Origin of the sequence: Nocardia sp. NPDC046473, assembly GCF_040645995.1 — a bacterium.
In the GTDB taxonomy this organism is placed as follows: domain Bacteria; phylum Actinomycetota; class Actinomycetes; order Mycobacteriales; family Mycobacteriaceae; genus Nocardia.
Genome location: NZ_JBEYZJ010000001.1, coordinates 503,849 through 523,052 on the forward strand (window position 1 = coordinate 503,849; position 19,204 = coordinate 523,052).

A 19,204-nucleotide genomic window follows, 5' to 3' on the forward strand; every position below is an offset into this window, starting at 1 on the left:
ACTGTGACGACACACCGGAGGGTGACTCGGCACAGGCCGTGATGAGGGGCACACTGGGGCTCGGCGGACAGTTCGCCATTGAGTCGTAGGAGAGTGGGGTAGTCAGCATGTACCGCGTATTCGAAGCCCTCGACGAGCTGGTCGCCATCGTCGAGGAGGCGCGTGGCATCCCGCCGACCCGCAGCTGCATCGTGCCGCGCGGCGACGTGCTGGAACTGCTCGACGACGTGCGTGACGCACTGCCGGGCGAGCTCGACGATGCCCAGGACGTGCTCGACATCAGAGACAAGATCGTCTCGGATGCCCGCTCGGCCGCCGAGATCACGGTGACCAGCGCCAACGAGCAGGCCGGTCACACCATCGGCTCGGCCCGCGAGGAGGCCGACCGCATCCTCGCCGACGCCAAGGCGCACGCCGACCGCATGGTCGCCGAGGCGAGCGCGCACGCCGACCACCTCGTCAACACCGCCCAGGCCGAGGCCGACCGGGTCGTCGCCGACGGCAACGCCGAATTCGAGGCCGTCACCGGCCGGGCCCGGCTGGAATCCGAGCGAATGATCGACGCGGGCAAGGCTTCCTACGATCGATCGGTCGCCGAGGGCGAGGCCGAGCGGGACCGCCTGGTCGCACAGACCGAGGTGGTGCGGGCCGCGCACGCCGAATCTGCCCGGGTGATCGACGCCGCGCACAGCGAGTCCGATCGGATGCGCGAGGAATGCGACGTCTACGTCGACTCCAAGCTGGCCGACTTCGAGGAGACCCTGAGCAATACCCTGCGCGCCGTCGGCCGCGGCCGCCACCAACTCCGCTCCGGCGCGGGCGCCCCCGACTACGCCGCCGACTACCGCCGCTAACCCCAGCCAGCCGCACGCTCCTTGATTTCGCGCCCGCGTTTCGCGGTGCGATTCCCGGTGCCGGAGGTCACGGAGCGTGCGGCTGCTGCATTTGGGTCGATGCGAACCCTCGCGTATCGTGGTGTGGTTGCCCATCCCCTCGAAAGTGAAGTGAGTTCGTGATGTCCGCCGGTTCCAGTTCCGCTCCGCGTCAGAGCTCGGCCACGCGCCGAGAGCCCGACGCGGCCTTCGTGCTGGACGTCCGCAGTCTCGGCCGCCGGGCCGGGACGATGCGTGAACTCCAGCGCACGATCACCACCGTCGACCGCATCGGCCTCGACCTGGTCGGTGTGCCGGTCGGTGCCGAGATCGAGCTCGACCTGCGGCTGCAGGCGGTGTCCGAGGGCGTGCTGGTCACCGGAACGGTGGCCGCGCCGATCGAGGGTGAGTGCTCGCGCTGCCTCGAGCCGTTCACCGACAAGGTGAACCTGCACCTCACCGAGCTGTTCGCCTACCCGGACAGCACCACCGAGCAGACCACCGACGACGACGATGCCTACCGCATGATCGACGACACCATCGACCTCGAACCGGTGATCATCGACGCGATCGGCATCGAGCTTCCGCTGCAGCCGCTGTGCTCGCCCGACTGCGCCGGACTGTGCGCGGAATGTGGCGTCCGGATGGCGATTGCGGGATCCGAGCACTCGCATGAGATACTTGACCCTCGCTGGGCCGGGCTGGCGAAATTCGCCACTGCATCGCCCGGCAACGGCAGCCCCGACCAGGGTGCGGCCACAGCAGCAGACCAGTCAGCCGAAATGGCAAGCAATATGACAGAGGAGAAGTAGTCGTGGCCGTTCCCAAGCGCCGGATGTCCCGTTCCAACACCAGGTCGCGGCGCAGCCAGTGGAAGGCCACCGCGCCGACCCTGATCACCTGCCCGAACCGCGCCTGCGGCGAGAAGACCCTGCCGCACATCGCGTGCCCCTCCTGCGGCACGTACAAGGGCCGTCAGGTCACAGCAGCTGTCTAACAGTTCAACCTGTCGTATAGACGTGACTGAGCGCAGCGAAGGAACCGAAGACGCAGCACCGCCGGTCGCGGCGGAACCGAGCGCTGGCGAGGTGCAGCTGTGACCGACGAACCCGACTCGTCCGGTGGACACGCGAGCTTGCTCGCGGCGCTCGGCGTCGAGGTGCAGCCGGATCTGCTGCGCCTGGCGCTGACGCACCGGTCGTACGCATATGAGAACGGCGGCCTGCCGACCAACGAGCGCCTGGAATTTCTCGGCGACTCGGTCCTCGGTCTGAGCATCACCGAGCGGCTTTACCACGAGCACCCGGACAAGTCCGAGGGCGAACTGGCCAAGCTGCGCGCGAGCGTGGTCAATATGCACGCGCTCGCCGAGGTGGCGCGTCAGCTCGGCGAGGGCGGTCTCGGCGTACACCTGTTGCTCGGCAAGGGCGAAGAGCTCACCGGCGGCCGGGACAAGCCGAGCATCCTTGCCGACGGCATGGAGTCGCTGCTCGGTGCGGTGCACCTGGAGCACGGCATCGACGTCGCGCGTGAGGTGGTGCTGCGTTTGTTCGCCGACCTGCTCGAGCGCGGTCCCCGGATGGGGGCCGGCCTCGACTGGAAGACCAGCCTGCAGGAACTCACCGCCGAACGCGGTCTCGGCGTGCCCAGCTACGAGATCACCTCGACCGGTCCCGATCACGACAAGGAATTCACCGCGACCACCGTGGTCGGCGGCCGGGCCTACGGGCAGGGCGTCGGTCGCTCGAAGAAGGAAGCCGAGCAGAAGGCCGCGGGCACCGCCTACCAGGCGCTGACCGCCGAATCCTGATCGTGCCAGAACTTCCCGAGGTAGAGGTCGTCCGGCGCGGCGTCGCCGAGCACGTGGTCGGTCGCGTCATCGAATCGGTCGCGATCACCCATCCCCGCTCGGTGCGCCGCCACCTGGAGGGCGCCGCCGATCTCGCCGCGCGGCTGACCGGCCTGAAGGTCGAGTCCGCCGAGCGGCGCGGCAAATATCTCTGGCTCACCTTCGACGAGCCGGATACCGCGCTCGTCGTGCATCTCGGCATGAGCGGGCAGATGCTCGTGCAACCCGCCGACGCACCGCTGGAGAAGCACGCGCACATCCGGGCCACCCTCGGCGACGGCACACAACTGCGCTTCGTCGACCAACGCACCTTCGGCGGCTGGGCGCTCGCCCCGCTGGTCGAGGTGAACGGCACCCGGGTGCCCGAACCCGTCGCGCACATCGCCCGCGACCCACTGGATCCGCTCTTCGACGCCGAATCCGTGGTCGCCGCGGTGCGCGCCAAGCAGACCGAGATCAAACGCGTGCTGCTCGATCAGAGCGTCATCTCCGGCATCGGCAACATCTACGCCGACGAATCCCTGTGGCGCGCAAAGCTGCACGGCGCCCGCCTCGCCTCCGGGTTGTCCCGCCCTGCCATCCGTGGATTGCTCGACGATGTCGGCGCGGTCATGGGGGAGGCGCTCACGGCCGGTGGCACGTCATTCGACGCGCTGTACGTGAACGTCAACGGCGAATCCGGTTACTTCGAACGCTCGCTCGCCGTCTACGGCCGCGAGGACGAGCCGTGCCGTCGCTGCGGCGCCCCGATCCAGCGGGAAAAGTTCATGAATCGTTCCTCGTATTCTTGCCCGCGGTGCCAGCCGAAGCCTCGCCCTCGTTAGCGGACGCGAGCTACCTTTCTAGTAGGCGGTTCGGGAAGTCGGTCCGGCCGTGGAGGAAGGAAACATGCGCAAGCTCACGTATTACGTAGCGTCGACCATCGACGGATACATCGCCACCGAGGACGGATCGGTCGATTTCTTCCCGGTCGGTGGCGACCATGGGCCTGCGATCACCGCGCAATATCCGGAGACGCTGCCGACCAAGGTGCGCGAGTCGATCGGCATCGACAAGCGCAACCGCTACTTCGACACCGTGCTGATGGGCCGCAAGACGCACGACTTCGGCGTGCGCACCGGCACGTCGAGCCCGTACGCGCATCTGAAGCAGTACGTGGTGTCCACCACGCTGCCGGAGAACCCCGATCCCGACGTCGAGCTGATCGCCGCCGACCCGCTGGCGAAGGTGCGAGAACTCAAGCGCGACAACGGTCTCGGGATCTGGCTCTGCGGCGGTGGTGAGCTGGCGCAGGAATTGCTGCCGGAGATCGATCAGATCTTCCTCAAGCTGTACCCGGTGCTGCTCGGCCGCGGCAGGTCGCTGTTCGGCTCGGGTCCGCGGCTGCCCGATGCGGCCAAGTTCCGGGTGATCACCAGCCGGGTGTTCGAGGACGGAGTGGCCTTCATGAAGTACAGCAGGATTCGTTAACCGCTGTGGCGGAGGACGATTCGATCGCCGCGGACCCGACGAGCACGCCGGGTCCGGTGGAGGTGCTTCGCGAGATCGGCTTCTGGCTGGAACGCTCGCGGGCCGAAACGTATCGGGTCAAGGCGTACCGCCGGGCCGCCGATATCGTCGCGGAGCTGTCGGATGAGGACCGCGCGGCGCATCGGGCCGCGCACAGCTGGCGCGATATCGCCGGGATCGGGCCGAAGACCGCGGGCGTGATCGAACAGTCCTACGCCGGAGTGGTGCCGCAACAGCTGCTGGACCTGCGCAACGCGGCGAAGCCGATCGGTGTGCCGGGTAAGCCGCTGCGTGCTCAGCTGCGCGGCGATCTGCATACCCACTCGGACTGGTCCGATGGTGGCAGCCCGATCGCGGAGATGATGGGTGTCGCGGCGGCCCTGGGGCACGAATACTGCGCGCTCACCGATCACTCGCCGCGCCTCACGGTCGCTAACGGCCTGTCCGCAGGTCGGCTGCGGAAGCAACTCGACGTGGTTGCCGAACTCAACGACCGCCTCGCGCCGTTCCGCATCCTCACCGGCATCGAGGTCGACATCCTCGACGACGGCACCCTCGATCAGCAGGCCGATCTGCTCGCCGAACTCGACATCGTGGTGGCCAGCGTGCACTCGCACCTGCGCGCGGACAGCGCGACGATGACCAAACGGATGGTCTACGCGGTGGCCAACCCCAACGTCGACGTTCTCGGCCACTGCACCGGACGGCTCGTCGAGGGCGGCCGCGGCACCCGCCCCGAGTCGAGTTTCGACGCGGAGATGGTGTTCGAGGCGTGCCGCACCTACGGCACCGCCGTCGAGATCAACAGCAGACCGGAACGCCGCGACCCGCCCGCCCGGCTGATCCAACTCGCGGTCGAGATGGACTGTTACTTCTCCATCGACACCGACGCGCACGCACCCGGCCAATTGGACTGGCAGGGCTACGGTTGCGAACGCGCCCTGGCGAATGGTGTTGCGGCCGAACGGGTTATCAACACCTGGCCGCTGGCCGATCTGCTGGCCTGGACGGAGTCGCCCGGGGCGTGATGGCCGTCGGGTTAAATGTTGCCGAATAGTTCTGCCGTTCCGGAGATATCGGTCGATCGCGGCTGAAACTGGTTGCCAGTACAGATCTTTGTGGGGGTGGATCAACCGTTGGGCGATTTTCCGATTGAAATCGTGTTGGCGCTCATCGGTATCGCTGTGCCGATCGGTGCGTTCCTGTACGAGTTCGTGATCGTCGGGCGCAAGCGCCTCGGCTACCGCGTGCAGATGGACACCCCCGTGACCGGTGAGGTCGAGTCGGTGTTCCCCGGCGTGCTGCCGCAGCTGCGGCCCGCGCTGGACGGGGCGAGCCCGGACCTGAAGGATCTCTCGATTGTCTTGGTGCGCATCGAGAACAGCGGCGCGACCCCCATCGACACGCACGATTACAAGGCGCCCGATCCGGCGCGGATCGGCCTGCACCTGCGGTTCCCGCAGCGCCTGGTGATCGGCATGGCGGTGACCGAACTCAGCGATCCCGGCCTGGCGGACAGCCTGGACGGTGATTCCGGCATCGCGGTGCGCGAGGACATGGCCGGGCATATCGGCGTCATCGATCTGCCCAAGGTGCCGTTGAATCGTAGTGAGCACTACAAGATCCTGGCCATTCTGCAGCGCTCGGAGGGCTCGGGGGAGTATCCCGTGCCGGTGTTGACCGGCGGTATCAAGGGCGGGCGCGTCCAGGAAACCAGAAGCCAGACCGGCATTCCTCGAATGATGTTGGGGCTGACCATCTTTCTGGTGCTGGTGATCGCCGTTCAGCTCATCGTCGCCGCGGTCGAGCCTGCGCCGACCCCGCTCGAATGTGCCTCGGGCCAGCTCACCGTTGTCGGGTCGTCGGCCTTCGCGCCGGTCGTGCGGGAAGCCGCCGATCTCTATGGGAAGCGTTGCACCGGAGCGCAATTCGCGTTCAATTTCGAGGGCACCGAGCGTGGGCTCGATCGGCTGGCCGAGGAGGGCAAGGACAATCCGGCACTGCTGGCGATCAGCGACGGTCCGAAGGGCGGCGGCTATCCCACGCTGGTGTACCGTCCGCTGGCCTTGTCGCTGTTCTCCGTGATCGTCAACAAGGGCGTCGGCGTGCAGAGCCTCACCGAAACCCAGATCCGGGACCTGTACCAGGGCCGGGTCGGCAACTGGCGCGATGTCGGCGGCCCTGATCTGCCGGTCGTGCTGGTGAATCGGATCCCCGGCTCCGGAACTCGAAATACGTTCGAGCGCAGGCTACTCGGCGCGGGCCAGCCCGATCGCCCGCACGTGAGCTGTACCGCGATCAAGGGCACGGCGATCCCCGCCGGGGCGCACTGCGATGTCCAGGTCACCACGGACATGCAGAAGGCGGTCGGCGAAATCCCCGGCGCCATCGGCTATTCCGAGTTCTTCGAGGCGGTCGACGCCGGCCTGCCGACCGTCGCGATCAACGGCGTCACCGCGAACCGCGACGCGGCGATCAATCGCACCTACCCGTTCTGGGGCGTGGAATACGGGTACAGCTACGGCGAGCTGCCCGGTGACTCGCTGGCTGCGGCCTTCCTGCACTTCCTGGTCGATCAGACCGGCAAGGATGTGCTGCGCGCGCACGGCAACGCGCCCTGCGCCGAGCTACCCGACCCGGGCCGGTGCCTGCCGGATTCGTGATCGCGCGTCACACTTTCCTGGCCTGTCTCGTCCATCTGGTGTAGCCGAATGACCGAGGAAAGGACGACAACGTGTCACGGATGAAGCTGGCGAAGGTCGCACCGGAGCTGTACCAGGCGTGGTTCGCCGCCGAGGGCGCCATCCGCCGCGGCCCACTGGACCCGGTGGTTCGGGAACTGGTGAAGATCCGCGCCTCGCAGATCAATGGCTGCGTGTACTGCATCGACATGCACACCACCGACGCCAGGCTGGCCGGGGAAACCGAAAAACGTATCTTCCAACTCGACGCCTGGCGTGAGTCGCGGCTCTACACCGACGCCGAACGGGCGGCCCTCGCCTACGCCGAGGCGGTGACGAAGCTCGGCGACCACGGTGTGAGCGACGAGGTGTGGGCCGCCGTCGAGCAGCATTTCGACGAGGGCGCCGCCGCCGGTTTGGTAGCAGTCACCGCAATGATCAACCTGTGGAACCGAATCGGCGTCCCCCTACGCATGCAGCCCGACGCCGACTAACCCCGACATCCACCGACCGAAGTCGGTGGCGGGTGGGGTTAGTCCGTGGGCGGCAGGATTGGGCGGGTGAAGTAGTCCTCGACCGGTAGGGGGCCGGTGTAGCGGCGGCAGGGGCAGCGCACCCACTCCCAGGTGGCGGGGGCGATGGAGCGGCGTTCCTCGGCGTGGCATTCGCCGGCCTGCGCGTCGTGGATGGCCAGGTCGTGCCCGCATCCGCATTTCGCGACGCGCTGGATCGCCTTGCCGCCGACGCGCCCGCGGTGGCCGTAGCGTCCGACTGCCCAGCCGACGCCGAGGATTGCGGCTCCGGCGGCCAGGGTGATGGGATCGAACATAGGGCCATTGTACGTATACGTATGCGGGTTCACCGGCGAAGGGCCCCGTTCTGTCGGTGGTATCGGCGAAGATGGCAGGCATGACGGAACTATCGCTGCGTGAGCTGAACCGAACCCTGCTGGTGCGTCAGATGCTGGCGCAGCGGGTCGCGATGACACCGTTGGAACTGGTGCGGCATTTGGTCGCGGTGCAGGGACAGGAACCCAACTGGCCCTATGTCGGGCTGTGGACTCGGCTGACCGATTTCGCGCACGACGACCTGGCGGCACTGCTGCGGGAGCGAAAGCTGGTGCGCTCGGCCATGATTCGCCGCACCGTGCACCTCGCCGACGCGCACGACTTCCGTTGGCTGCGCCCGACGGTGCGCCCGGCCGTGCACGCGGCACTGCGGGCGCCGTACTACCGCGACGAGATCGAGGGCATCGATCTGGACGAGCTCGCCGCCGCGGGCCGGGACGTGCTGTCCGGGCGCATCATGTCCCGCGCCGATCTCGGAACGCTACTCGGCGAGCGCTTTCCGGGCCGGCACACCCGCAGGCTCGCCGAGTCGGCGGAACAGCTGGTCCCCATGGTGCACAGCCCGGTGACCGGGGCCTGGGGCAAATGGCGCAACCGCTCGGTGACCGTCGCGCTCGCCGACGAATGGATCGGCGAGCCGATGGAAACGGTGCCGCACGCGGAGACGCTGATCCTGCGCTACCTGGCCGCGTTCGGCCCGGCCACCGTCGCCGACATGCAGGCGTGGGCGGGCGTCACCCGGCTCGCCGAGGTGGTCGACGAGATGCGCACCCGCCTACGCGTTTTCACCGACGACCAGCATCGGGTGCTGTTCGACCTGCCGGAGGCCCCGCTGGCGGACCCGAATCTGCCGGTGCCGGTGCGCTTCCTGCCCGCCTTCGACAACGCGCTGCTCGGCCACAAAGACCGGCGCCGGATCATCAGCGACGAGGACCGTCAGCGAATCGCCGCGGAGGCGTCGGGTGGCGTCCCGATGTACCTGGTCGACGGCTTCGTGCACGGCCGGTGGTCCTTGGACGACACCACTATTCGGGTTACCCCGTGGCATCCGTTGTCTCCGGCCGACGCGGAAGAGCTGCGCGCCGAGGCCGAGCGGATGCTGACCTTCGTCGTTCCCGGTCAGGACGGAAAGATCGTTATCGAAGGCTGAGCCGATATCCAGTCCCGTAGACATATTCGATTGAAACTCGCAAAGGCCGCTCCTACCTGGCGATCTCGGCAATTGGTCAGCAACGTATCCGACTGCATGGTTTGAGAAAGCTCCGGTGAGGTACATCACTGGCGGCCCCCCCTGATCGCGCGGCTAGCGACCAGGCCGACCAAGCCTTACGGACCGGCGGTGCAGCACAGCTCCACCTCCGCCGTGGCGGCCACCGGCTCGGCGCCCTGCGCTTTCCGAGTGCTGGGTGTGTGCGCGAATTGCTCACGGTTGTGCCCAAGCAAATGGTTGTGTCCCCTTGCACGGTTGTGCCCTTTGGAAGGAGGGTCATGAGCGAGTTGCCCATGTCGGTTTCGGGTCAGGTTTCGACCTCGGACCTGCTGTCGATCGATCACAGCGGTTCCCGATTCCGCATCGCGATGGTTGTTCCGCCGTACTTCGATGTGCCGCCCAAGGCGTACGGAGGTGTCGAGGCCGTCGTCGCCGATCTGGTCGACTCGCTGGTGGCCAGAGGCCACGACGTCACCCTGCTCGGCGCGGGCGAGCCGGGCACCACGGCGACGAAGTTCGTTCCGCTGTGGGACAACATCTGCCCCGAGCGTCTCGGCGAGCCGTTCCCCGAGGTGTTGCACGCGCTGCGGGCGCGCCGGGCGATCGAGAAGCTCGCCGCCGCGGGCAGCATCGACCTCGTGCACGAGCACACCTTCGCCGGCCCGCTGAACGCGCCGGCGTATAGGGGACTTGGCTTGCCGACCGTGGTGACGGTGCACGGACCGGTCGAGGGCGAATGCTATGAGTACTACCGGGAAATGGGCGATGAGGTCTCGCTCGTGGCGATCAGCGACCGGCAGCAGGAGCTGGCCCCGGATTTGAATTGGGCTGGGCGCGTGCATAATGCTCTGCATCCCGAGGAGTGGCCGTTCCGCGCCGACAAGGACGACTACGCGCTGTTCCTCGGTCGCTTCAACGAGTGCAAGGCGCCGCATCTGGCGCTGGAGGCCGCGCACGCCGCGGGCATCCCACTCGTGCTGGCCGGTAAGTGCAGCGAGCCGCCCGAGATCAAATACTTCGAAGAGCAGGTACGCCCGTTGTTGACCGACCAGGATCACGTCTTCGGCCTCGCCGACGCCACCGACAAGCGAAAGCTGTTGTCGGGAGCCAAGTGTCTGCTCTTCCCGATCCGCTGGGAGGAACCCTTCGGCATGGTGATGATCGAGTCCATGGTGTGCGGCACGCCGGTCGTCGCGTTGCGCGGCGGCGCGGTGGCCGAGGTGATCGTCGACGGGGTGACCGGGCGCGTGTGTGACGATCCAGCCGAACTCACCGCCGCCATCGCCGAGGTGCAGACCATGGATCCGGCGGCCTGCCGCGCGCACGTCGAGGCGAACTTCGGTGCCGACACACTGGGGCGCGGCTACGAGCAGGTCTACCGCAAGCTGATGCGGGCGGCGCGCAAGCGGACCGGATTCCGTTGGTACCAGGATCAGGCCGTGCCGATGCAGGCCGCGGCGAGCGGACTCGCGTGACGGCGGATCCCACCGCCGCGCTCAGCCCCGCCCCGCTGAACTCCGGTGAGCCGACGGGTTTCGGTGGGGCGGGCTCGGTGACGCTGGTGGAGGGTGGCACCTTCTGCCTGTCGAACCGGCTCGGCGATGTCGAGCCGGGCCGCCCGCACGGACTCTTCTTCCGGGACGCGCGGGTGGTGTCCCGGTGGGAGCTGCTGGTGGACGGCCAACTGCCCGAACCGCTTTCGGTGCTCAGCCCGGAGGCGTTCGCGGCCAGGTTCGTGCTGCGAAGACCGCCGACGGCCGGGCTGGCCGACAGTACGCTGCTGGTGGTGCGCGAGCGGATCGTGGCCGACGGCATGCACGAGGTGCTCACGCTGGAGAACATGGGCCGCGAGCCGACGGCGGTCACCCTCGAACTGCATGTGGACGCCGATTTCGTCGACCTGTTCGCGGTCAAGGAGGGGCGGGCCGGACACGGCCGGTCCGAGGTGACGGTGGCCGAGGGCGAGCTGCTGTTCCACGATCGCACCGATCGGATGCGTGGGCTCTCGGTGTCGGCGACCGTTGAACCCACGGTATTGCCTGGCACTTTGGTGTGGCGCGTGGTGGTGCCGGTCGGCGAGGTCTGGCAGACCGAGATCATCGCCCAGCCCACCCTCGGCAACCAGCGGTTCCAGGCGCCGCTGGCACCGGGTGAGCACTACGGAGTCAGCGCGCCCGGCCGCAAGATCGCTGCTTGGCGGCACACCGCCACCGACGTCTCCGCGTCACATCCGGAACTCAGTCAGGTGTTGCGGCGCAGCGAAAGTGACCTGGGCGCCTTGCAGATTCACGACGACACCGGCCAGAACCGGCCGTTCGTCGCGGCGGGCGCGCCCTGGTTCATGACCCTGTTCGGTCGCGACAGCCTGCTGACCGCCTGGATGGCGCTGCCGCTCGAGGTCGACCTCGCCCTCGGCACACTGCAACAGCTGGCCGAACTGCAAGGGCAGACGGTGAATCCGCTCACCGAGGAGGAGCCGGGGCGGATCATGCACGAGATGCGCCGCGGCCCGTCGGGCGGGCTGGTGCTGGGCGGCAACATCTATTACGGAACCGTAGACGCCACACCGCTTTTCGTGATGCTCCTCGCGGAATGTCATCGCTGGGGCGCGGATTCGGCATCGATAAGAGCGCTGCTGCCCGCCGCCGACGCGGCGCTGGACTGGATCGGCGATTACGGCGACCGCGACGGCGACGGGTTCGTCGAATACTGCCGGGCCACCGACCGCGGCCTGATCAACCAGGGCTGGAAGGACAGCTGGGACGGCGTCAACGACCTGGACGGCCACGTCACCGAGGCGCCGATCGCGCTGTGTGAGGTGCAGGGTTACGTGCATGCCGCGCTGCTGGCCCGCGCTGAGCTCGCCGAGGCGTTCGATGACCCGCACCGGGCGGGGGAGTTGCGCGATGAGGCGGCTCAATTGCGCGGCAAGTTCGGCGAAGCGTTCTGGCTTCCCGAGCGTGGCTGGTACGCCATCGCGCTCGACCAGGGCAAGCGTCGCGTCGACGCGCTGACAAGCAATGCGGCACACTGCCTTTGGTCCGGCATCGCCAGCGACGCGCACGCCGCCGAACTGGTGCAACGACTCTCGGGACCGGAGATGGACAGCGGATTCGGATTGCGCACGCTCGCTTCGACAATGGGCGCCTACAATCCGATGAGTTACCACTGTGGCTCGGTGTGGCCGCACGACACCGCCATCGCGGTGGCCGGCCTGCTGCGCTACCGGCACGTGCCGGGCGCTGTCGAGCTGGCGACCCGGCTGGCCACCGGATTGCTCGACGCCGCAACGGCTTTCGACGGCAGACTACCCGAGCTGTACTGCGGTTTCCCGCGCTCGCGGTTCCCGACCCCGGTGCCGTACCCGACCTCCTGCTCACCCCAGGCGTGGGCGAGCGCGGCCCCGCTGCTGCTGGTGCGGGCGTTCCTCGGTCTCGACCCCGACGTGCCCAACCGCACCATCACCGTGCGCCCGCTGGTGCCGCCGGAATGGGGCCGAATCACCTTGTCCGCGTTGCGACTCGGACCGATCACCGTCGACCTGGAGGTGGAAGGCGCCCAGGTCACCGCCGCCCGCCTACCCGACGATTGGCAGTTGATCACGCGATGATCTTGGGATAAAACAGCCCGACATCGGGTACTCCTCCGAGGTAAGCATTCAGGTCATGCTTTTCAGGCTGATAGACGACGCAGGCTGGAGGCACATCATGCAGACATCGCTGGATATGCGGGACCTGTGGAGCACACAGCACCGCGACTGCACCATCGAACCCATGGATCTGGACCTGGACCTAGCCCAGTTCGTCCGCAGCACCCACGCAGGCCACGGCCCCGAATGCTGCCAGTACCTAGCGGCCTCGGCCTACTACTTCGACCACGTCGCGGTGGGCTGACGGCAACGATTTACGCGCGTCCACCGCCGACCGTGCCCCGGCTCCGTACGCGGGAGCCGGGGCACGGTGGAGCTGGTGCGCTACTGAGTCGGCTTGGGCTCGGCGAGGCCGCCGGACAAGCTCGACAGGGTCTTGGCCGACACACTCGATGAGCCGGTTGCCGTGTCATCGATGGGCTGGGTGCTGGGAGATGTGCTCGTGGCAGGCTCCAAGGGCAGGCCGGATTCTGCGGTTGCCTGCGCGGCACCGAGTAACGAGCCGAGACCGATCGCGGCGACGACAAGGCTGTTCGCCATTGTCCGCTTCATGAATTTCCTTTCCTCCGTCAGTGACACGGCGTCGGCGGTCGGTCGGGTGCGACCTGGCCGTTTCGGTAAGCATTCGTTGCCGTGCCCGTTCCGGATGGAAGTGGCCGTAAGGAATGACGAAAGTCTGACGCTGCGGCGTGGTCCGGCCCAGGTAGGGCGTGGACCAGGCACGATCGGTGTATGACGTCAGCACGCACGCAAGTGGTCGTGATCATTGCCCGGGTCGGGCAGCCGTCGAAACGGAAAGGGTGAGCGGGATGCGGGTGCTGCTGACCGGGGCTGCCGGGTTCATCGGGTCGCATATTCGGCGCGAGTTGGTCGATGCGGGGCACGAGGTTGTTTCGCTCGATCTGATGGTGTCCGCGGCGCATGGTCCGTCGGCTCCGACCCCTGAAGGCGTTGAGCGCGTGGATCTCCGCGACGGTGCGGCGCTCGATACGGTGCTGCGCGGCATCGATGTCGTCTGTCATCAGGCAGCGGTGGTCGGCAACGGGGTGAGCGCGCAGGACGCACCCGCTTACGCCAGCCACAACGACTTCGGGACCGCGGTCTTGCTGGCGGCGATGGATCGGGCCGGGTGCCGTCGGCTGGTACTCGCGTCCTCGATGGTCGTGTACGGCGAGGGGCGTTATCGCGGGGAACGGGGCGGGCCGGTCGAAGTGGGTGTTCGTCGCACCGCCGATCTGGACGCCGGGATGTTCGAGCACCGCAGCCCGGAGACCGGCGAGATACTCAGCTGGGATTCGGTGCACGAGGATGCGCCGTTGCGGCCGCGCAGTCTGTACGCGGCGAGCAAGCTCGCGCAGGAGAACTATGCGGCGGCGTGGGCTTCCGTAACTGATTCCAGCGTCACGGCATTGCGGTACCACAATGTTTATGGCGACGATATGCCCAGGGACACACCGTATTCCGGCGTCGCCGCGATCTTCCGATCGGCGCTGGAGGCGGGGCAGCCGCCGCGGGTGTTCGAGGATGGCAGGCAGGCCAGGGATTTCGTGCACGTCACCGATATCGCCGCCGCGAATCTCGCCGCCATCGAACAACCGCTGCCCGGCTTTGTTCCGCTCAACATCTCCTCGGGTCGGCCGATCACCATCGGCGAGGTCGCGACCGCGCTGGCCGCCGCGCGTGGCGGGCCCGATCCGATCGTGACCGGCCGCTACCGGCCGGGCGATGTGCGCCATATCGTCGCCGACCCGGATCAGGCCAGGCGCGCTGTGGGTTTCGTCGCGCAGGTGGATCCGATCGCCGGTCTCACCCAGTTCGCCTTCGCGCCACTGCGCGACAGTGTCGGGACCTTCGCCCCGACTTTCTGAGGTCGTGCGGGATCAGTTGTCCGACAACGGCAGTCGAACCTCGAAGCGGCATCCCTGGTCGAGGTTCGCCACGGTGATGTCACCGTGGTGCGCCTCGACCAACCCGGCGGCGATCGCCAAACCCATTCCGCTGCCGGTGGGTACGCCGTCGGCCGCGACCGGTGACCGTGCGGCGGTGCCCCGATAGGCGACCTCGAAGATGCGCGGCAGATCCGCCTCGGCGATCCCCGGCCCGGTGTCGTCGACGCGCGCCCACGCCTGCCCGTCGGACGCGCCCGCGGAGATGGCGACCTCGCCGCCGGGCGGCGTGTGCGCGATGGCGTTGGAGACCAGGTTGGTCAGCACTCGCCCGAGTGCCTGATCGCTGGCCGCCACCACGATTCGGCTGTCCGGTTGCTCGGCGCGCAACGCGACCTGCGCGCGGTCGGCGGTCGGGCGGTTGGCGGCGAGCACCTCGTCGATCAGTTCGCGCAGATCCACCGGCTCCAGGTCGAGCCGAAGCGCACCGGCGTTGATCTTCGACATCTCGAACAGGTCGTCGACCATCCTGGCCAGCCGATTGGTCTCGCAGCCGATCTGCTCCGCGTAGCGGGCGACGTCCGCCTGCCCGGTGACCACGCCATCCGAAAGTGCTTCCGCCATCGCGCGAATGCCGGCCAGTGGGGTGCGCAGGTCATGGCTCACCCAGGCGACGAGCTCGCGGCGGGAACGCTCGGCGGCCCGTTCTTGATCCCGGATCTGCTTTTCCCAGACCATCTTTCGCGCCTGCTCCCGCCCTAGCAGCATCGCCGCCGGGACGGTGACCACCGCGACGACGGCGAGAACCACTGCGGTGCGCTGCAATTCGTGGGTGAACATCAATCCGCTCACCCCGATGACGCCCGCCAGCGTCGACAGTGTCGGAATCAACACCAGGATCGCCATGCTCGTGGTGATCGAGCGATTGCTGGTGGCGCGCAGGATCACCGCGCCGATCAGCACCACGGGAACCGAGCAGGCCAGCGTGTAGGCGATGAGCTGTGCGGTGTCCTCAGGCATCGGTGGCTCCGTTTCCCGCGTCGGTGCGCGCCCACGCGTAGCCGCGGCCCCAGACTGTTTCGATGCGATGGCGGTCGCCGAGTTTCGCGCGTAATCGCTTGATGTGCACGGTAACCGTGGACAGGTCGCCGAAGTCCCAGCCCCACACCTGGGCGAGCAACTGTTCGCGGCTGAAGACCTGTTGCGGATGTTGGAGCAGGAAAACCAGCAGATCGAACTCGCGTGGCGTGAGGTCCACCGGCACGCCGTCCACCAGCGCGAGCCGGAAGGCGGGCCGCACCTCGACCGCGCCGTCCCGCAGCGTCGGATGGGCGTCCTCGCGCACGACCTGTGCGCGCCGCAGCACCGAGGCGACCCGCAGCGCGAGCTCGCGCGGACTGAACGGCTTGGTGACGTAATCGTCGGCGCCCGCCTCCAGCCCGAGCACCCGGTCGTCCTCGTCGCCGAGCGCGGTGAGCAGGATGACCGGCGTCTGCGGGCGCGGCCCCGAACGGATCGCGCGGCAGATCTCGATGCCGTCCGGTGCGGGCATCATCACATCGAGCACCGCCAGGTCGATCTGGTCGTCGGTATCCGCCAGCGCCGCCAAAGTGGCCGGGCCGTCGGCGGTTTCGCGGACAATCAGGCCGTCGCGTTCGAGGTAGCGCCGGACCACGTCCCGGACCACGGGATCGTCGTCGGCGATCAGGATGGACATCGTTTCACCAATTCGTCAGGATCGAGTGGACCAGCACGAGCGTGCCGATGCCCTGCACCGCGAGCCAGCCGCGGGCGGTGGACCGGGGCAGGAACGCGGTTGCGGCGAGCAGCCACATATCGAACGGTAACCAGATGCGTTCGGTTTCCGCCTTACTCAGCCCGCTGATGTCCGCAGCCAGGATCGCGCACAGGGCGGCGGCCACCAGTAGCGCGGTCGGATCGAGGGCGCGCAGCACGCGCGGGGACAACGCACGATGCAGCGCCGCCGCCGTGGCGAGGCCGACCGCACAGACCGTCGCGGCCAGATTGCCCCACCACCAATACGCGTACGACCGATTCTGGGCGACGCCCTGGTAGTAGCGCTCGACCACCAGGTGATAGCCGTCGATCCACCAGAATCCGGACAGCGTGAAGGCGGCGACGACCACCAGCGCACCGGCCACCGCGGGCAGCAGCGGCCGGATGGTCCGGCCCGCGATCAAGACGGCGACCGCGGGTATCACCATCAACGTCAACCCGTAACTGAGATAGATGCCGAAGGCGAACAGTATCCCCGCCGCGACCGCCGCGGCGTGACTGCCCGCGGGCCGAGCGGCGAGCGCGAGCAACGCGACCGCCCACGCGGTCACACCGGCGAACATCGCGTCGGCGGAGACGGCGATCCAGACCGCGGCGGGCGCCAGCGTCAGAAACGGTAGCGCGGCCCGTGCGCGATCCTCGGCGCCGAGCGCGCGCAGCGCGACCGCGACCGCGACCACCGCGCTGGTTCCGATCAGCATGCAGGCCAAGGCCGCCCAGGTGCTGCCGCCGAGGCCGAGGCGATCCAGCAGCACGAAGAACAGCAGCGCGCCCGGCGGATGTCCGGACACGTGGGTGGTCCACGAGTCCGGTTGGAAATCGAGGATGCGGTCGGAGAAACCGCGCAGCATCGCGCCGATATCGGTGACGCCGCCGACCTCGTGCAGGTATTCGTTGGGGTCGTTGAACCGGTCGGTGAAGCCGCGCTGCCAGCCATCGACCATGGCCAGCGCGAACGTCCAGGCGATCGCGGTGACCCATGACATCGCCAGCAGCCGCCGCCACGGCAACCGCTGGGCCAGCGCCGGACCTCGCAGGGCAACGAGTGCCGCGATGACGATCGCGGGGCCGGTGCCCCAACCGATGTGCGGTACCCAGGAACCGAATATCGGCGCACTGGCGGCATAGAGTTTGCTAACCCATTGCGGGTCGGCGATTCTCGGGATGATGAACGCTGTCGCTACCAGCGCGGCGGCGATGCCCGCACTGATCAGGTCGCCGCGGATCTGGACACGCGGCTGGGCTGCGACCTCGGAGACGTCATGCACGGTTATCACGATAGGTCGGCCATCGGCCGTTATCGCTGTTCCGGACGCATATTTTGACGATGTCACTGTTTCGTCACAGGTTTTTCGGCCGTGCGGTGGGTCCGACGGCCTAGCGTCGGTGCCGTGACTCGAACCCAGGTTGATCCGGCCGGAGTGACTGTGGTGATTCCGTGCCGAGACGAAGCTGATGCGTTGCCGGATGTCCTAGCAGCCATTCCCACCGGATATCACGCCCTGGTCGTGGACAACGGCTCGACCGACGAGACGGCGGCCGTCGCCCGCGCACGTGGCGCCACGGTGGTGCACGAGGGCAGACCCGGCTACGGCGCTGCGGTCCAAGCGGGCATCGCGGCGGCGCGCACCGAGATGGTCGCGGTGCTCGACGGCGACGGATCGATGGATCCGGCCGAACTGCCCGGCTTGGTCGAATTGATCTGTGGCGGAGCCGATCTCGCGGTCGGCCGGCGGCGACCGACCCGCGCCGGTGTCTGGCCATGGCATGCGCGGCTCGGCAATCTGCTCATCGCCCGCAGGCTGCGGCGCAAATACGGTCTGCCCGTGCACGACATCGGTGCGATGCGGGTGGCGCGGCGGGCCAGGATGCTGTCGCTCGGGCCGCTGCACCTGCGCTCCGGGTATCCCCTCGAACTGCTCGTCGGCGCGGCGGGCGCGGGCTGGCAGGTGGTCGAGCGGGACATCGCCTATCGACCCCGAGCCGGGGGAGTGTCGAAGGTCTCCGGCTCCTGGCTCGGCACGGCGCGCGCCACCAAGGATTTCCTGGCGGTGCTGCGATGAGCCCCTGTGCCACCACACTGTTGGTGATCGCGAAGGCGCCGATCGCCGGCTTCGCCAAGACGCGATTGACGCCACCGCTCACACCGCAGGAGGCCGCCAGGGTTGCCGCCGCAGCATTGCTCGACACCCTCGATGCGGTGCTGCGCAGCGACGTCGCCCATCGAGTCGTCGCGTTCACCGGCGACCTGGCCGCCGCCGAACGCAGCCACGAATTGGCCACCGCCCTCAGTGAATTCGTGGTCATCCCACAGCGTGGCGACGGTTTCGGCGCTCGCCTCGCCAACGCCCACGCCGACGCCGCCCGCCTCGGCGCCCCGGTCCTGCAGATCGGCATGGACACGCCGCAGATCGGTCCAGAGGTACTGACGGCGGCGGCAAACGAACTCGCGTCGGGTGACACCGCGCTGCTCGGCCCGGCCGACGACGGCGGCTGGTGGGCACTCGGTCTGCCGTCCGCCCAGCCCGCCCGGGTACTGGCGGACGTTCCGATGTCCACCGATCAGACCGGCGAGCTCACCCGGAAAGCCTTGCAGGACTGCGGCTATCGGGTAGATCTGTTGCCGCAGTTCAGCGATGTCGACACCTTCGCGGACGCCACCCGAGTGGCGTCGGAATCCGACGGTCGCTTCGCCAAGACCTTCCTCGAACTACGCGACTGCGGGTTGGTGCTGCGATGAGCGCCACGGGCAAAACTGGTTTCGTGGATCGGGTTCACCCCTCGGCGGTCGGCAGTTGTCGCGCTGATAGGACAGGGCAAGTATCGCGATTACGGGTTGGTGCTGTGGCGAGCACCACGGGCACAACAGGTTTCGTGGGTCGGGTTCGTGCTGTGGGCGAGTG

At 67.9% G+C, this 19,204-nt stretch carries 21 protein-coding genes; 16 read left to right on the forward strand and 5 right to left on the reverse strand.

Annotated features, from left to right (window positions below):
- The first annotated feature begins 107 nt into the window (after window positions 1-107).
- From ABZ942_RS02370 to ABZ942_RS02410, 9 genes are all read left to right on the forward strand, one after another.
- Window positions 108-854 carry a DivIVA domain-containing protein gene (locus ABZ942_RS02370; RefSeq protein ID WP_357378232.1) on the forward strand — a complete coding sequence of 249 codons (747 nt, stop codon included), beginning with the start codon at window positions 108-110 and terminating at the stop codon, window positions 852-854.
- 161 nt (window positions 855-1,015) lie between these two features.
- The gene (locus tag ABZ942_RS02375) at window positions 1,016-1,684 is read left to right on the forward strand and encodes a DUF177 domain-containing protein (RefSeq protein ID WP_357378234.1); all 669 of its coding nucleotides are present in this window, start codon (window positions 1,016-1,018) and stop codon (window positions 1,682-1,684) included.
- A gap of 2 nt (window positions 1,685-1,686) precedes the next feature.
- Window positions 1,687-1,869, forward strand: a complete 183-nt coding sequence (gene rpmF / locus ABZ942_RS02380) for a 50S ribosomal protein L32 (protein WP_014987105.1) — start codon at window positions 1,687-1,689, stop codon at window positions 1,867-1,869.
- Window positions 1,870-1,968: 99 nt separating this feature from the next.
- Window positions 1,969-2,682 carry a ribonuclease III gene (gene rnc / locus ABZ942_RS02385; protein ID WP_357378236.1) on the forward strand — a complete coding sequence of 238 codons (714 nt, stop codon included), beginning with the start codon at window positions 1,969-1,971 and terminating at the stop codon, window positions 2,680-2,682.
- 2 nt (window positions 2,683-2,684) lie between these two features.
- Window positions 2,685-3,545 carry a bifunctional DNA-formamidopyrimidine glycosylase/DNA-(apurinic or apyrimidinic site) lyase gene (gene mutM, locus ABZ942_RS02390; RefSeq protein ID WP_357378238.1) on the forward strand — a complete coding sequence of 287 codons (861 nt, stop codon included), beginning with the start codon at window positions 2,685-2,687 and terminating at the stop codon, window positions 3,543-3,545.
- 64 nt (window positions 3,546-3,609) lie between these two features.
- Window positions 3,610-4,191, forward strand: coding sequence for a dihydrofolate reductase family protein (locus ABZ942_RS02395; protein ID WP_357378240.1), 582 nt, complete (start codon window positions 3,610-3,612; stop codon window positions 4,189-4,191).
- 5 nt (window positions 4,192-4,196) lie between these two features.
- Window positions 4,197-5,258 (forward strand): PHP domain-containing protein, encoded by a 1,062-nt coding sequence (locus tag ABZ942_RS02400; protein ID WP_357378242.1) that lies wholly within the window; start codon window positions 4,197-4,199, stop codon window positions 5,256-5,258.
- Between the two features lie 132 nt (window positions 5,259-5,390).
- On the forward strand, window positions 5,391-6,893 hold the full coding sequence (locus ABZ942_RS02405; protein WP_357378244.1) for a substrate-binding domain-containing protein: 1,503 nt from the start codon (window positions 5,391-5,393) through the stop codon (window positions 6,891-6,893).
- Window positions 6,894-6,973: 80 nt separating this feature from the next.
- The gene (locus tag ABZ942_RS02410) at window positions 6,974-7,405 is read left to right on the forward strand and encodes a carboxymuconolactone decarboxylase family protein (RefSeq protein ID WP_357379331.1); all 432 of its coding nucleotides are present in this window, start codon (window positions 6,974-6,976) and stop codon (window positions 7,403-7,405) included.
- 38 nt (window positions 7,406-7,443) lie between these two features.
- Here the strand turns inward: ABZ942_RS02410 and ABZ942_RS02415 are convergent, their stop codons facing one another.
- Complete coding sequence (locus ABZ942_RS02415; protein WP_357378246.1) at window positions 7,444-7,740, reverse strand: hypothetical protein; 297 nt, start codon at window positions 7,738-7,740, stop codon at window positions 7,444-7,446.
- Window positions 7,741-7,820: 80 nt separating this feature from the next.
- Between ABZ942_RS02415 and ABZ942_RS02420 the strand changes: the two genes are divergently transcribed.
- The 4 genes from ABZ942_RS02420 (at window position 7,821) to ABZ942_RS02435 (ending at window position 12,862) form a co-directional block, all read left to right on the forward strand.
- The gene (locus ABZ942_RS02420) at window positions 7,821-8,909 is read left to right on the forward strand and encodes a winged helix DNA-binding domain-containing protein (protein WP_357378248.1); all 1,089 of its coding nucleotides are present in this window, start codon (window positions 7,821-7,823) and stop codon (window positions 8,907-8,909) included.
- 428 nt (window positions 8,910-9,337) lie between these two features.
- Entirely contained in the window at window positions 9,338-10,444 is a 1,107-nt protein-coding gene (locus ABZ942_RS02425) for a glycosyltransferase family 4 protein (RefSeq protein ID WP_357379332.1), read from the forward strand.
- A 35-nt stretch (window positions 10,445-10,479) separates the two neighbouring features.
- Window positions 10,480-12,579: a glycogen debranching N-terminal domain-containing protein gene (locus ABZ942_RS02430; protein ID WP_357379333.1), complete on the forward strand. Its 2,100-nt coding sequence runs from the start codon at window positions 10,480-10,482 to the stop codon at window positions 12,577-12,579.
- Window positions 12,580-12,676: 97 nt separating this feature from the next.
- Window positions 12,677-12,862, forward strand: a complete 186-nt coding sequence (locus ABZ942_RS02435) for a hypothetical protein (protein ID WP_357378250.1) — start codon at window positions 12,677-12,679, stop codon at window positions 12,860-12,862.
- An 80-nt stretch (window positions 12,863-12,942) separates the two neighbouring features.
- Here ABZ942_RS02435 and ABZ942_RS02440 read toward each other — a convergent pair whose 3' ends face one another.
- A complete protein-coding gene (locus ABZ942_RS02440) occupies window positions 12,943-13,170 on the reverse strand; it encodes a hypothetical protein (protein WP_357378252.1) in 228 nt (75 codons plus the stop codon).
- A gap of 257 nt (window positions 13,171-13,427) precedes the next feature.
- On the opposite strand from ABZ942_RS02440, the gene ABZ942_RS02445 reads away from it, so the two are divergent.
- Complete coding sequence (locus ABZ942_RS02445) at window positions 13,428-14,486, forward strand: NAD-dependent epimerase/dehydratase family protein (protein ID WP_357378254.1); 1,059 nt, start codon at window positions 13,428-13,430, stop codon at window positions 14,484-14,486.
- A 12-nt stretch (window positions 14,487-14,498) separates the two neighbouring features.
- Here ABZ942_RS02445 and ABZ942_RS02450 read toward each other — a convergent pair whose 3' ends face one another.
- From ABZ942_RS02450 to ABZ942_RS02460, 3 genes are read right to left on the reverse strand one after another with little or no spacing between them, the layout of a single operon-like run.
- Complete coding sequence (locus tag ABZ942_RS02450) at window positions 14,499-15,524, reverse strand: HAMP domain-containing sensor histidine kinase (protein ID WP_357378256.1); 1,026 nt, start codon at window positions 15,522-15,524, stop codon at window positions 14,499-14,501.
- Window positions 15,517-16,221, reverse strand: a complete 705-nt coding sequence (locus ABZ942_RS02455; RefSeq protein ID WP_357378258.1) for a response regulator transcription factor — start codon at window positions 16,219-16,221, stop codon at window positions 15,517-15,519. The genes ABZ942_RS02450 and ABZ942_RS02455 overlap by 8 nt, the downstream gene beginning before the upstream one ends.
- Window positions 16,222-16,225: 4 nt before the next feature.
- A complete protein-coding gene (locus tag ABZ942_RS02460) occupies window positions 16,226-17,527 on the reverse strand; it encodes a hypothetical protein (protein WP_357379334.1) in 1,302 nt (433 codons plus the stop codon).
- Window positions 17,528-17,692: 165 nt separating this feature from the next.
- On the opposite strand from ABZ942_RS02460, the gene ABZ942_RS02465 reads away from it, so the two are divergent.
- Complete coding sequence (locus ABZ942_RS02465; RefSeq protein WP_357378260.1) at window positions 17,693-18,364, forward strand: glycosyltransferase family 2 protein; 672 nt, start codon at window positions 17,693-17,695, stop codon at window positions 18,362-18,364.
- Window positions 18,361-19,041 (forward strand): DUF2064 domain-containing protein, encoded by a 681-nt coding sequence (locus tag ABZ942_RS02470; RefSeq protein WP_357378262.1) that lies wholly within the window; start codon window positions 18,361-18,363, stop codon window positions 19,039-19,041. Before ABZ942_RS02465 ends, ABZ942_RS02470 begins: the two co-directional genes overlap by 4 nt.
- Window positions 19,042-19,204 lie beyond the last annotated feature (163 nt).

Bases quoted from the DNA above. Each gene is read 5' to 3' on its own strand.
- ABZ942_RS02470 (WP_357378262.1), top strand. From the start codon at position 18,361: ATGAGCCCCTGTGCCACCACACTGTTGGTGATCGCGAAGGCGCCGATC.
- ABZ942_RS02445 (WP_357378254.1), top strand. From the start codon at position 13,428: ATGCGGGTGCTGCTGACCGGGGCTGCCGGGTTCATCGGGTCGCATATT.
- ABZ942_RS02410 (WP_357379331.1), top strand. From the start codon at position 6,974: ATGAAGCTGGCGAAGGTCGCACCGGAGCTGTACCAGGCGTGGTTCGCC.
- ABZ942_RS02420 (WP_357378248.1), top strand. From the start codon at position 7,821: ATGACGGAACTATCGCTGCGTGAGCTGAACCGAACCCTGCTGGTGCGT.
- ABZ942_RS02395 (WP_357378240.1), top strand. From the start codon at position 3,610: ATGCGCAAGCTCACGTATTACGTAGCGTCGACCATCGACGGATACATC.
- ABZ942_RS02370 (WP_357378232.1), top strand. From the start codon at position 108: ATGTACCGCGTATTCGAAGCCCTCGACGAGCTGGTCGCCATCGTCGAG.
- ABZ942_RS02425 (WP_357379332.1), top strand. From the start codon at position 9,338: ATGGTTGTTCCGCCGTACTTCGATGTGCCGCCCAAGGCGTACGGAGGT.
- ABZ942_RS02440 (WP_357378252.1), bottom strand. From the start codon at position 13,170: ATGAAGCGGACAATGGCGAACAGCCTTGTCGTCGCCGCGATCGGTCTC.
- ABZ942_RS02435 (WP_357378250.1), top strand. From the start codon at position 12,677: ATGCAGACATCGCTGGATATGCGGGACCTGTGGAGCACACAGCACCGC.
- ABZ942_RS02450 (WP_357378256.1), bottom strand. From the start codon at position 15,524: ATGCCTGAGGACACCGCACAGCTCATCGCCTACACGCTGGCCTGCTCG.
- ABZ942_RS02415 (WP_357378246.1), bottom strand. From the start codon at position 7,740: ATGTTCGATCCCATCACCCTGGCCGCCGGAGCCGCAATCCTCGGCGTC.
- ABZ942_RS02375 (WP_357378234.1), top strand. From the start codon at position 1,016: ATGTCCGCCGGTTCCAGTTCCGCTCCGCGTCAGAGCTCGGCCACGCGC.
- ABZ942_RS02455 (WP_357378258.1), bottom strand. From the start codon at position 16,221: ATGTCCATCCTGATCGCCGACGACGATCCCGTGGTCCGGGACGTGGTC.